General features: G+C 34.1%; 8 protein-coding genes and 1 pseudogene. 7 read left to right on the forward strand and 2 right to left on the reverse strand.

Annotated elements, in window-relative coordinates:
* Nucleotides 1-14 precede the first annotated feature (14 nt).
* The gene (locus WY13_RS11130; protein ID WP_063555726.1) at nucleotides 15-3,077 is read right to left on the reverse strand and encodes an insulinase family protein; all 3,063 of its coding nucleotides are present in this window, start codon (nucleotides 3,075-3,077) and stop codon (nucleotides 15-17) included.
* 376 nt (nucleotides 3,078-3,453) lie between these two features.
* Nucleotides 3,454-4,412 (reverse strand): annotated as a pseudogene (locus tag WY13_RS11135) (substrate-binding domain-containing protein).
* Nucleotides 4,413-4,784: 372 nt separating this feature from the next.
* Between WY13_RS11135 and nifH the strand changes: the two are divergent.
* The 7 genes from nifH to nifB all read left to right on the forward strand — a co-directional run bounded on the left by nifH (nucleotide 4,785) and on the right by nifB (nucleotide 14,013).
* The gene (gene nifH, locus WY13_RS11140; protein WP_063555727.1) at nucleotides 4,785-5,603 is read left to right on the forward strand and encodes a nitrogenase iron protein; all 819 of its coding nucleotides are present in this window, start codon (nucleotides 4,785-4,787) and stop codon (nucleotides 5,601-5,603) included.
* A 147-nt stretch (nucleotides 5,604-5,750) separates the two neighbouring features.
* On the forward strand, nucleotides 5,751-6,077 hold the full coding sequence (locus tag WY13_RS11145) for a P-II family nitrogen regulator (RefSeq protein WP_063555728.1): 327 nt from the start codon (nucleotides 5,751-5,753) through the stop codon (nucleotides 6,075-6,077).
* A 13-nt stretch (nucleotides 6,078-6,090) separates the two neighbouring features.
* Nucleotides 6,091-6,483: a P-II family nitrogen regulator gene (locus WY13_RS11150; protein ID WP_063555729.1), complete on the forward strand. Its 393-nt coding sequence runs from the start codon at nucleotides 6,091-6,093 to the stop codon at nucleotides 6,481-6,483.
* Nucleotides 6,484-6,507: 24 nt separating this feature from the next.
* Nucleotides 6,508-8,118, forward strand: a complete 1,611-nt coding sequence (nifD, locus tag WY13_RS11155) for a nitrogenase molybdenum-iron protein alpha chain (RefSeq protein WP_063555730.1) — start codon at nucleotides 6,508-6,510, stop codon at nucleotides 8,116-8,118.
* The gene (gene nifK / locus WY13_RS11160) at nucleotides 8,118-9,479 is read left to right on the forward strand and encodes a nitrogenase molybdenum-iron protein subunit beta (protein ID WP_063555731.1); all 1,362 of its coding nucleotides are present in this window, start codon (nucleotides 8,118-8,120) and stop codon (nucleotides 9,477-9,479) included. The genes nifD and nifK overlap by 1 nt, the downstream gene beginning before the upstream one ends.
* Nucleotides 9,480-9,887: 408 nt before the next feature.
* Nucleotides 9,888-11,291 carry a nitrogenase iron-molybdenum cofactor biosynthesis protein NifE gene (gene nifE / locus WY13_RS11165; RefSeq protein WP_242866447.1) on the forward strand — a complete coding sequence of 468 codons (1,404 nt, stop codon included), beginning with the start codon at nucleotides 9,888-9,890 and terminating at the stop codon, nucleotides 11,289-11,291.
* A 22-nt stretch (nucleotides 11,292-11,313) separates the two neighbouring features.
* Nucleotides 11,314-14,013 carry a nitrogenase cofactor biosynthesis protein NifB gene (gene nifB / locus WY13_RS11170; protein WP_063555820.1) on the forward strand — a complete coding sequence of 900 codons (2,700 nt, stop codon included), beginning with the start codon at nucleotides 11,314-11,316 and terminating at the stop codon, nucleotides 14,011-14,013.
* Nucleotides 14,014-14,069: the final 56 nt, after the last annotated feature.

Below are 14,069 nucleotides of genomic sequence, written 5' to 3' on the forward strand. Positions count from 1 at the left end.
CCAGGCACCTTTGTTTATTTCTGCATATCTATAATCTCATTAAATAATTGTTTGTTTTGTTCAATCTTATCTGCGGAACCTTCTGCAAAGTATATATTTTGTTTTAGAATTTGATCCAGCATATTTCCATAACTTCTTATATCATCTGGTGTAGTTGAAAGTGCCTCTTTCTCATAGTTCAAAAGATCATTTACAGAAGAGTTTGTAAGATACATTGAATCACAAAGAGAACTTTCCTCGAGAGGTCCACTAGATTTTAAATTTGCAAAACTTTTAATGGCTCCTATGATGTAATTTGTCATTTCGCTGTCTGTTGCCTGAAAGTTTTTAAGGTAGTTTACCGTACCTTGAAAGGCATCTAAAGTTTCTTTAAGGTTTGGATCTCTCATTGATGCAAGTATAACTTCACCATTAGGTGATAATGCAGATTGGACTCCATAGGCACCGCCGGTTGTCCTTACCTTATTCCAAAGATATCCGTTGTCTAATACGTTCTGCAGTACCATCATCTTTCCACTATAGGTATAGCCAGCTTTTTTAAAATCTCCAACCTGTATTATTGTTTGAACTTTTGCAGTGGAAGAAAAAGCTGTATTTTTATCAGGTTGTGCAAAAGTATATTTTTGCTTTGGAAGTACCTGAGAGTTAATTTTAGGACTTATACGGTTTAACTCATTTTTAAATGTTTTAGAAGTATTTTCATTTCCGCTGTAAGTTGCTATAAGGTCATTTCTGTTAAATGCAAGTTTGCGTATATCATTTAAGTTTTTAGAAATCTCATCCCATTTTGAATCAAAGTTGCTGTCCAGGTCCTGTAAGAATTTATAATAGGAAAGTCCAGTAAGCTCTTCACTGTATCTCCCGCTTTCACTCATGTAGGAACTCATTCGCATAATTGCAGCCGCGCCTGATCCTGAAGTTAAAGTTGCCTGTAGGGCTGACTTATTTTGCTCAATAATTTGTTTTATTCTCTGCTTATTTGTAAACTGGCTGTCATTTATAATTTCTTCAGTTATATCAAGAGACTTTGAAATATTCTCGTCAGGTGCTAATAGAGATACTGTTAGTTTAGGACTATAGTTATTAGGATTTTTATTGCTTGATACTGCTGAAGGTGTAAAACCAATAGTACTTCCTACATACTGCAGCATTTCATTTGAAAGCTGATCATAACTATGTTCCTTAGTATCTACATTTCCAAGCAAAGATGAAAGTAGGCTCAAATAATGTAATTTATCCTGTGGAACCTTTGACGTATCAAAGTAAAGACTTATGTTTGAAAGCCCATTTAAATCTGCATTATGGGTAAGAACTTTCATACCTGATTGACTTTCAACCTTATAGTTTAAATTTGGCAATTCAGGTTTAATATCCTTAAGTGAAAGCTTTGGTAAAGTTTCCAGTGATTCCTTTGAATCTCCACTTTTTTGCCATGCATTAAAATCCTCAGTATCTTTTAAAAGTGAATTAACACCTGCTTCTCCTATTTGATTTTTATAATCTGCAAGTTTTTTAGCTGTAGCTTCAGTATTCTTACTTTCAAGACCGGCTTCAGGCTTTAATACAACCATTGAGTGATAGTTGTTTGAAATCAGGTATTTGTCAATTAAACTTGTAAAATATTTATTGGAATCCGATTTCTTTATCTTTTCCATTATGTCACTTGTATCAAAATACATGGTAGGATCTTTATCATATACCCATGTGGACAATGCAGTCTGGGATAATACAAGGCCGTTTCCACCAAGCATAGGTGTTACAAGTTTTTCAGATCGATCGCTTATGTCATAGGATTCCAGGGCAGATTTAAGAAAATCTTTATCAAATCCGTTTTTCGAAATATTCTTTAGAGTATCAAAAATAGTTTTTTCAAAAACTTCTTTTGAAGATTCATCAGAATTAGTTGCATTAATTGAAAATACTGGCTGAATACCATTCATACTAAATGAAGAACTTACATTTTCTGCAATACCCTTTTCTGTAAGTGCTTTTTTAAGAGGAGCATTGTCTGTTCCCATAAGTAAATAATTCAAAAATGTTAATGCTGTATTTGTTTCCTTATCGCCTATATTGCCTGTAACAAAATTTAAAGAGAGATAAGTCTTCTTTTTTGTGTCTCCATCTTTAGGAATAGGATAAGAAGCTATTTTATCAGGTATATTAGACAGTGATTTTTCGGCCTTAACGGAAGTATCTACATTAACTTTGTCAAATTTGCTTAAGTAATTTTGATCAATATATTGAAGATATTGTCCTATATCTAATTTACCATATAAATATATGTAGCTGTTTGATGGTGTATAGTTTTTCTTGTAAGTTGAAATTAACTGATCTCTTGTAAGAGAAGGAATATTCTCTGGATTTCCACCTGAATCCCACTTATAAGAAGTATCAGGAAACAGTGATTGATTTACTTCATTACGTAAAAGCCACTGAGGATTCGAATAGTCACCCTTCATTTCACTGTACACAACGCCATTAATTGAAAGAGCAGAATCCTTAGATGGAAGTTCATATCTCCAACCTTCCTGCTTAAATATATTAGGATCAGTAGTAACATTTGGAAAAAATACTGCATCCAAATATACTCCCATAAGGTTTTTAAGATCCTGCTCATTTGTACTTGCTGCAGGAAATGTAGTATAATCAGCACCTGTCATGGCATTGATGAAAGAACCCAAGGAGCTCTTAAGCATTTGCTGAAATGGAGATTTTACAGGATAATTTTTGGAGCCATCAAGAACTGAGTGTTCAATAATATGATTTACACCACTGTTGTCTGAAGTAGGGGTGCGAAAACTGATATCAAAAACTCTCTGGGTATCATCGTTTTTAAGATACATTAGTTTTGCACCTGTTTTTACATGAGTAAACTGCATAACAGTAGAATTAACTTTTGGTATATCCTTCACTGAAGTAAGTTGAAATCCATAATAGGTCTTTCCAATCTCATTACAGCTTGTAACATTTGTATCTGCTGCATAGGCAGTTTCACTAGAAAATGCCATATTACAAGAAGAAAACAGCATGAAAAATGCTACAATAACAGTCGTTGCTTTTTTCAAAGATATTTTCATTATATATGTCCCCCCATTATTATATTTTTATGTCTACACTATAGACTTTTAACCAGTTATTTCCTATAGTGTTAATGCTATTATATATTTTTTTAAAGAAAATTTATTAATTTTATAAACAGAGTTCTTGGCATCAGATGAAATCTGATGCTTAGAAATTGTTATCCAGGGACGTAACCGCTCTTTACTACCACTTTGAGAAAAGCAGATATCCCAAATCTTTGATTTGGTGATAGTCGCTTTTCTCAAAGTAGGGGTATTAGAGCGGGTAGTCATCGGATAAATTATTTATAATTTGTTCACAATTATAATGAATAAATGAAGCAGTGCCGTTTTAAAATTAAGGGGAACAAGCATAATTTGCAGCCGGTAAACCTTAAAGTTCTGCTATTATATTTCCCATTTCAGTAAGATCATATCCGCCTATTCCTAGGAGTTCTGATTTAAATTGATTTGAACGGAGTATTTCAAGTATTGAGTTAAAGGGAGCTTTATTTATGTCCTCCTTCTTCATTACCAATTCATATCTTTCTTTTTGAACAGGTATAAAATCCACATTATTAACTTGAAGACTTGTTTTTTCATTTCCAAGTCCTACATCAGCCTCACCTCTAGCCACAGTACTAGCTATTTCTAGGTGAGAAAAATGTTCTTTTGTATAACCTTTGATATCACTACCATTTATGTTTAATAATCTAAGATGTTCATCTAAGAGGATTCTTGTACCACAGCCTTTTTCCCTATTTACCATGGTAATATCAGGTCTTTTTAAATCCTCAAAACCTTTAATTTTTTTAGGATTACCTTTGGCTACATAAAAGCCTTGCATCCTACAGGCAAGATGAATTATTACAGTTGGAATTCCGGGAATTAATCTTCTTACAAATGGTATATTATATTGATCTGAATCACCATCCCAGAGATGAGCGGTAGCTACCTGTATTTTCCCCATGTAAAGTGATAAAAGTCCACTGTAACTTCCCACGTAGGAGCGGAAAGTTCTAGTACCAGGGCAGCGAACTTCTATGTATCTGGATAAAATATCGAGAAGTACATCCTGTCCGCATATTATAAAGCCTCCATGTGTATTATCTCTTGTAGGATAAAAAATATCAGGAGAAGATAGATCATTTTCTTTAACATCACTGGATTCATTTTGTGTAGTGTGCTTTGTCTTATTTTTATAATTTTCTACATCATTTAAATCAACTCTAATTTTTTGCCAACTTTATAGCCGTTCAATTCTCCTCTTTTAATCAATTCATATACTGTATTTTTAGCTATTTTTAGCATATCGGCAACTTCCTGTGGGGTTAATGTTGTATTTTCTAACATAAATTATCCTTCCTTTCAATGGTGCCTGTCACCATATTGGGATACTTTTATACCCATTCGGTGCCTGTCACCTTATACAAACATTATATAATATAACTACATATTAAAGAAGTAAAATTAATTGGTAAGAGTTATATAAGATAGTATAAACAAATATAGCATAAATGATAAGTTATTAACAATAGTCAGTGAATAATTATTAAAATGATAATTTTTACACTTGAATTTTAAAAATGTTATCGATTTCAGCATACGTATATTAATAAATCAATAATTTACGTATTGATTTTTCTAAAAAGGTATGATATATTTTTTATAAATTATTAAACAATAATTGTCATAAAAAAATTATAGGTGAGGAGTGAGTGTAAAATGAGACAGGTAGCTATTTATGGAAAAGGTGGTATTGGAAAATCTACTACTACACAAAACTTAACTGCAGGATTAGCAGAAATGGGGAAAAAAATAATGGTAGTAGGATGTGACCCTAAAGCAGATTCAACCAGATTACTTCTAGGAGGGCTTGCACAAAAGACAGTTCTTGATACTTTGAGAGAAGAAGGAGAAGACGTAGACTTAGATGAAATATTAAAAAAAGGATATGGTGGAATAAAATGTGTTGAATCAGGTGGACCTGAACCTGGAGTTGGATGTGCTGGAAGAGGTATTATAACTTCAATTAACATGCTTGAACAACTCGGTGCTTATGATGATGATTTGGATTATGTTTTTTATGATGTACTAGGTGATGTTGTATGTGGTGGTTTTGCAATGCCAATACGTGAAGGCAAGGCACAGGAAATATATATAGTAGCTAGTGGTGAAATGATGGCCATGTATGCGGCAAATAACATATCAAAAGGTATAAGTAAATTTGCAAACAGCGGTGGAGTGAGATTAGGAGGCATTATATGCAACAGTAGAAAAGTTGAAAATGAGAGGGAATTACTTGAAGCTTTTGCAAAAAAACTTGGAACTCAACTTATCTATTTTGTACCAAGAAGCCACGATGTTCAAAAAGCAGAAATAAATAAGAAGACTGTTATAGAGTTTAGTCCTGAAGTTGAACAAGCAGATGAATATAGGGCACTTGCAAAAGCTATAGATGGAAATGATATGTTTGTAATACCAAAGCCAATGGCACAAGACGATTTGGAAGCTATACTTATGGAACATGGGTTGATGGATTAAAATGAATATCAAAAATAAAACAAAAAACACTAGAGTATACCTCTTAGTTTGTGAATGGAAACGCCAAGAGATATACCCAAAAAATAAGTCAGAATCGGTCAAATTCTAACTTTTTATAGTGTAACACAAAAGGGGAGGGTATTCAATATGTTATTGATAAAAGCTATTATTAGACCTGAAAAAGCATCAGAAGTTCTATCAGAATTATGCGATGCTGGGTTTCCGGCAGTTACTAAATTTGATGTAGTAGGTAGAGGTAAACAAAGAGGCGTGAAAGTAGGAGAAATATTTTATGATGAAATACCAAAACAAATGCTGCTCATAGTAGTAAAAGATGAAGATAAGGATGACATTATAAAAATCATTACTAAAAGTGCAAAAACCGGTAATAAAGGAGCTTTTGGAGACGGAAAAATATTTGTAACTCCTGTGGAGGAAGTATATACAATAAGTTCAGGCACAAATGAATTATAAGGAGGCATGTAAGATGAAAGAAGTTATGGCTATTATTAGAATGGATATGGTGGGCAAGACAAAAGATGCCCTTGCTGCAGCTGGATTTCCATCTATTACATGCAAAAAGGTTGTTGGGCGTGGTAAGAAAAAGGTGGATTTTTCTATAATTGAAGATTATATATCTGGAAGCGATATAGTGGATTTTTCAGATAAAAAAGTTGCAGAGCAGATATCTGAAGTACACAGGTTAATTTCAAAGAGGTTAATCATTGTATTGGCTAAGGATGAAGAAGTAAAAAAGGTTGTTGATACTTTAATAGAGACAAATAGGACAGGAAACCCTGGAGATGGGAAAATATTTGTAATAAATGTAACTGATGTTGTGAGAATAAGGACAGAAGAAACTGGAGATGAAGCTGTTTAATCTTTATGGAAGGATGTGATTTTTATGAGAAAAGAACTAAATAAAATAGTAGATGAAGTTTTGGAGCCGTATCCAGCTAAAACCTATAAGAATCGAAAAAAACATATAGTTGTAAAGACAAAGGAAGATCCAAGCCCCGTCATTGAAGCAAATATAAGGACAGTGCCTGGAGTAATTACATCTAGAGGATGCTGTTATGCAGGCTGCAAGGGTGTTGTCATGGGACCTATCAAAGATATGGTTCATATAACCCATGGACCAGTAGGATGTTCTTTTTATAGTTGGGGCGGAAGAAGAAACAAAGCTAAGAATGAAGAAGGTAGCCAAAATTTTATGGAATATGTTTTTGGAACAGATATGGAAGAAAAAGATATAGTTTTTGGCGGAGTTGGAAAACTTAGGCAGGCAATAAAGGAAGCAGTTGAAATTTTTCATCCTAAAGCTATAGGTATATATGCTACATGTCCCGTTGGACTTATAGGTGATGATATAAATGCAGTGGCACAGGAAGCTAAAAAACTTTATGGAATCAATGTTCTTGCCTTTAGCTGTGAAGGATATAAGGGAGTAACCCAATCTGCAGGACATCATATAGCAAACAATACCGTTATGAGTGAGATCATTGGCACTGGAAAGGGTGAGCATAAAAAGTATTCCATAAATATATTAGGCGAATACAACATTGGCGGAGATGCCTGGGAGATTGAAAGAATTTTAAATAAAATAGGTTATAACGTAGTGGCAACTCTTACTGGTGATGGGAGTTACGAACGTATTCAAAATGCCCACACTGCCGATGTAAATTTAGTGCAGTGTTATAGATCCATAAACTATATAGCAGAGATGATGGAAACCAAGTATGGGATACCCTGGGTTAAGTGTAACTTTATAGGACTCCAGGCTACTATTGACACTTTAAGAGATCTGGCTAAAGTTTTTGATGATCCATACTTGTATAAAAAAACTGAAGAAGTCATTGAAGAAGAACTTGCAGATATTCAGGTAGATATGCAGTATTATAGGGAAAAACTTGAAGGCAGACTTGCTTGCTTATTTGTTGGTGGATCAAGGTCACATACTTATCAAATGCTTTTAAGAGACTTTGGTGTAAAAACCATTCTTGCAGGGTATGAATTTGCCCACCGTGATGATTATGAAGGCAGGGAGGTTATTCCAACAATAAAGATTGACGCCGATAGCAAAAATATTCCTGAGCTTACTATGCATCCCGATAAAGAAAAATATCGTGTGGTCTTGCCTAAAGAAAGGGTGGAAGCTCTCAAGGCAGAAGGTGTACCTCTTGCTTACTACGGTGGAATGGAAAAAGAAATGGATGAAAATACGGTAATAATAGATGACATGAACGCACATGAAATGGAAAAATTCATAAAGGAACTGCACCCTGATATGTTCCTTACAGGAATAAAAGAGAAATATGCTATTGAAAAAATGGGAGTTTTGTCAAGACAGCTTCATTCTTATGATTATACGGGTCCTTATGCAGGATTTAAAGGTGCAATAATATTTGCAAGGGAACTTGCAGGGGGTATATATACTCCGGCATGGAAGTATTTAACTCCACCTTGGAAAAAGGAATCTTTATTGGAGGGAAAAGTTGTAGGAGGTGAACAGTAATGTTAGATGCAACACCAAAAGAATTAGTAGAAAGAAAACAACTGCGAATAAATCCGGCTAAAACCTGTCAGCCTGTTGGCGCCATGTATGCGGCTCTTGGAATTCATAATTGTCTTCCACACAGCCATGGTTCACAAGGATGTTGTTCTTATCACAGAACTGTACTTTCAAGACATTTCAAAGAACCTGCTGCGGCTTCTACAAGCTCATTCACTGAAGGAGCCAGTGTATTTGGGGGAGGGGCTAATGTAAAAAAAGCCGTTAAAAATGTATTTGCCATGTATAATCCAGATATTATAGCTATTCATACGACCTGTTTATCAGAAACTATAGGAGATGATTTACCTACTTATATAAGAGACATGGAGATACCTGAAGGTAAACTTGTTATTCATGCCAATACACCAAGTTATGTTGGTTCCCATGTTACTGGATTTTCCAATATGGTAAATGGTATGGTTCAATATCTTTCTAAAAGCAGTGGAGAGAAAAATGGAAAATTTAATATAATACCGGGATTTGTAGGTCCCGCAGATATGAAAGAGATGAAGAGGATTTTTAAACTTATGGACATTCCATATATAATTTTCCCAGATACAAATGGAGTGTTTGATACTCCAAATACAGGAGATTATAAAATGTATCCTAAAGGTGGAACAAAAATTGAAGACATAGTTGATGCTGGAAATTCAGATTTTACTGTAGCCTTTGGAAATTATGCTTCAGAACTTGCTGCAAAGTCTCTTGAAAATAAGTGTAAAGTTCCATATAAAACTTTAAGGACGCCTATTGGAATAGATGCCATGGATGATTTACTTATGAATTTAGTTAGAATGACAGGTAAGGAAGTATCAACAGAACTTGAGGAGGAAAGAGGACAGCTTCTTGACATGATGATTGACAGTGCCCAGTACTTTAATGGTAAAAAAGTAGCTATAGTTGGTGATCCAGATGTTGTCATTTCCTTTACCCAATTTGTCATAACTTTGGGCATGATTCCTAGATATGTAATAACCGGTACTCCAGGATCATTATTTGAGAAGGAAATTAAAGCTATGATGGATGAAGCAGGTTTAGAAGGAATTGTGAAAGCCAACAGCGATTTCTTTGAAATGCACCAGCTTATAAAAAATGAAGGAGTAGATCTTCTTATTTCAAATACGTATGGTAAGTTTATTGCTAGGGCAGAAGATATCCCGTTTGTTAGATTTGGATTCCCTGTAATGGACAGATATGGGCATCAATATACTCCAAAGGTTGGATATTACGGCGCAATAAAATTAGTTGAGTCAATGTTAAATGCCATGCTTGATAAAGAAGAGAGAGAATGTGCGGAAGAAGATTTTGAAACAGTAAGATAAAGCTTCTAAGTGAAGAGTTGAAATATACTGCAGGATATGCTGACAAATTTCACCACTATTTAACTCAACTTTCGCACATATAAAATTTTGATTTAATATAAAAACTTTGCGAGACAATATTTTTGAGAGGACAGAGGACAATTCACAGAGGACAGTGAAGGAGGATTTTTCTCCGCTGCACTACGAAAAATCTTTAATTTAAAAGGAACTCACGTTTTTTGTTTCTAAGAAGTACTTTCTGAGCAAGTAATTATCTGAAAATCACAGATTTTAGGGTCCGCTTAAGCGATGTTTTGCATTAGCAAAACAAGCTAAAAAATAAATTAGTTTTCTGACGTAAGGAGGAAAACTTACCTTCATTGTCCTCTGTCCTCTGTCAATTGTCAATTAAAAAAAGGTGGGTTGTTTATGGAAAAAATAAAAGAAGATTTTTATCATGACCTTCACGAAAAAAATAGAGATAGATTTTTAAAATTGGAAGCTAGAAAGTCAGAAATCCTAGAAGATAGAAAAGAATTTGTCTGTTATAACTCCAAGGACAAAGATACAAAAATCAGATGTGAGGAAAACAGTGTTTCTGGAGCTGTGAGCCAGAGAGCATGCGTGTATTGTGGAGCTAGGGTAGTTTTAAATCCTATAACAGATGCTTTTCATTTAATACATGGGCCAATAGGTTGTGCTGCTTATACATGGGATCTTCGTGGAAGTTTGTCAAGTGGTTCTGAATTATTTAGAAATAGTTTTTCTACGGATTTAAGTGAAACTGACGTTATATTTGGAGGCGAAAAAAAGTTAAGAGCAGCTGTAGATGAAATAGTAAATAAATTTCACTCAAAAGTTATATTCATATATGCAACTTGTATTGTAGGAGTTATCGGAGATGATGTAGATGCAGTTTGCAAGATGGCCGAAGAAAAATACAAAATAAGAGTAATACCTGTAAAATCTCCTGGATTTTCAGGAAATAAATCTACTGGTTATAGAGCTGCTTGTAATGCCATATTGAAACTCATAGGAAATAAAAAAAGTGAAAAAAAGCTAAGTGGAATCAACTATCTTGGTGACTTTAATCTGGCAGGAGAAGTATGGGTAGTAGAAAACTACTTGAAGAGGGTAGGAATTGACATTGTTTCAAAACTTACAGGTGATGGAAAAGTTGATGAAATAGTAAAAGCACCTGGGGCAAAACTTAACATAGTTCAGTGTGCCGGTTCTATGGGATATTTAGCTAAAAAAATGGAAGAACTATATGATATTCCATTTATAAAGACAAGTTTTGTAGGCCTTGAGGATACTGAAAATTCACTTTTGCAGGTGGCACATCTTGTAGGAAATGAAGAAACTGTAAAAAAGGCAGAAAAGCTCATAAAAGAAGAGGAAGAAAAGATACAATCTGAACTTGAATATTATAGAGGAAGGCTTAAAGGTAAAAAGGCTGCAATATATGTAGGAGGCGGCTATAAAGCCATATCACTTATAAAACAATTTAGGGACCTTGGAATTGAAACTGTAATGGTTGGAACTCAAACTGGAAAACCAGAAGATTATGAAATAATAAGGCAAATTACAAATGAGGGTACTGTAATACTTGATGATGCAAATCCTTATGAACTTGAAAGATTCATGGTTGAAAAGGGAGCAGATGTCCTTGTGGGAGGAGTTAAGGAAAGACCTCTTGCATATAAACTTGGAGTTGCTTTTTGTGATCACAATCATGAGAGAAAACACATACTTGGAGGATTTCAGGGAGCTATAAATTTTGCCAAGGAAATAGATTTGACTGTAAATAGTCCTGTTTGGCAATATATATGAATTTTATGGAGGGATGATGGAGATGAGCAATAAAAAATTGGTAAATGTAGATATAAATCCATGTAAAATGTGCATGCCTATGGGAGGAGTAATGGCCTTTAAGGGAATAGAAAATAATATGGTAATTTTACATGGCTCTCAAGGCTGCAGCACTTATATCAGAAGACATATGGCCACCCACTATAATGAGCCTGTGGATATAGCATCATCTGCTCTTACAGAACAGGGCACTGTATATGGTGGAACTGAAAATTTAAAAAAAGGCCTTAGAAATATGATTAAAATGTATGAACCTACTACTATTGGTGTAATGACAACCTGTCTTGCAGAGACCATAGGAGAGGATACAAAGAGGATAGTAGAAGAATTCTATAATGAAGAAAAGGATAATGAGAAAATTAAAAATATAAAAATAATAACAGCATCCACGCCGGGATATGGTGCTGCCCAGGCAGAAGGTTACTTTCAAGTTCTAAGAAGTATTGTTGAACAAGCATGTGAAAAATCTGAGAGTACAGGAAAATTAAATATAATATGTGCTAATTTAAATCCGGGTGATGTGAGAAATATAAAACAAATACTAGATGATTTTAAAGTAGAATATACGATTTTACCAGATGTATCTAATACTCTTGATTCTGCTCATAATGAAAAATATAAGAGAATTCCATCTGGAGGAACTAAAATAGAAGATATTAAAAAGATGTCTGGAGCAGTAGGCACTATTGAAATGGGCATGACCATTTCAGATGATAAATCTCCTGGCAAATATTTAAAAGATAAATTCAAAGTGCCTCTTTACAAATGTCCCATACCAATAGGTTTTAGAAATACAAATAAATTTATTGAACTCATATCTAAAATAACGGGCACTTCCATACCTGATAAATATCTGGTTCAAAGGGGAAGATATCTTGATGCCATGGTTGACAACCATAAGTATACAGGTGAGGCAAGGATACTTTTATACGGAGAGCCGGAACTTGTATATGCAGTGTCAAGGCTTTGCGAAGAAAATGGAATATTAATAAAAATGATAGGTATGGGATCTAAAAATGAAATGCTTAGAGAAAAGTTGAAGGAAGAATTAAAGGTTCAAAAAGAGGACAGCATCGTTTTAGATGATACTGATTTTAAAACTATGGAAGATTATGCTGAAAAGCTTAAAATAAATTTGATTATAGGAAATTCAGATGGTAGAAGAATGGCACAAAAATTGAAGCTTGAAATAATAAGAATAGGGTTTCCTATCCATGATAGAGTTGGAGGACAGAGGCAGGTAATAACAGCATATAGTGGATCTGCCTTTTTAATAGATTCTGTGGCAAATGTTATGCTTTCTCATACCCAAAATACCTATAGGGAAAAAGCTTATAATGATTTTTATGCACCTTTTGCAAAAATAACAGAAAAAGAAATCATACAATCTCCTGGCGATAAAAGCTGTACACATCCTTGTTTTGGGGATAATGCACATAAATTCGCTAGAATGCATATACCAATAGCTCCAAAATGTAATGTAAGTTGTAATTACTGCAGCAGAAAATATGATTGTGCAAATGAAAGTAGGCCGGGAGTAACAAGTGAGGTTTTAAGTCCAAAAGAAGCTCTTGAAAAGTTCAAAATTGTTAAGAGTAAAATGAAAAATTTGACTGTAGTAGGTATAGCAGGTCCTGGAGATGCCCTTGCAAATTTTGATCAGGTTAGAGAGTCGCTGAAGCTTATAAGAGAGTATTCTCCTGAAACTACTTTTTGCTTATCTACTAATGGACTTATGCTCCCATTCTATGCAAACGAACTGGTACAGCTTGGTGTATCACATGTCACAGTTACAATAAATACAGTAGACAGCGAAATAGGATCAAGAATATATAAAGAGGTAAATTATTTAGGACACAAATATACTGGAGAAGAAGGAGCAAAAATACTTTTAGACAACCAACTTACAGGACTAAAATACCTGTGCTCCAAAGGTATAATATGCAAGGTGAATATAGTTATGCTCAAGGGTATAAATGATAATCATATAAAAGAAGTAGTGAAGAAAGTTAAGGAATGCGGAGCATATATGACAAATATAATGCAGATGATACCAGTTTCGGGAAGTGTATTTGAAGATCTGCCTCTTGTTTCCAATATAGAATTAAATGAAATGAGAAAAGAATGTGAAGTGAATATGAAACAAATGTACCACTGCAGACAGTGCAGGGCAGATGCCATAGGAACGCTCTCAGAAGATCGTTCTATAGATTTTAGAAATGTAGGCTGCGGAAGCTGTTTGGGCAAATATTGTGATGATAAAAAAATAGAAGAGAAGTTCTTTGAAAATGCAGCTAAAAATGAAAAATATAAGTTTGCAGTATCCTCTAAATCCGGTATTAATATAGATCAGCATTTTGGACACGCTACTGAATTTTATATTTATACCTATGAGGATGGAGCTACAAAGTTTTTGGAAAAGAGGAATGTGGATAAATACTGCACAGGAGTGTATGAATGTGATGAACATGAAGACAAAATGGAAAAAACCATGAAAGCCATAGGTGACTGTAATGCGGTCCTTGCACTTAGGGCAGGTGTTGATCCAACAGAAAAGTTAGAAAAAAGAGGAATTAAAGTTATTGAAATGTATGATTCTATAAACAAAGGTATAGTAAAAGCTGCAAAAATATTGGAAGAGGATAAAATTCATTCGGAAATGAATGTAATTCGTAATATATAGTTTGTTAAAAAACAAATAGCAGATAATGATAATTTTTTACCTAGCATCAGAAAATA

Source organism: Clostridium ljungdahlii, from assembly GCF_001636845.1.
GTDB lineage: Bacteria > Bacillota > Clostridia > Clostridiales > Clostridiaceae > Clostridium_B > Clostridium_B ljungdahlii_A.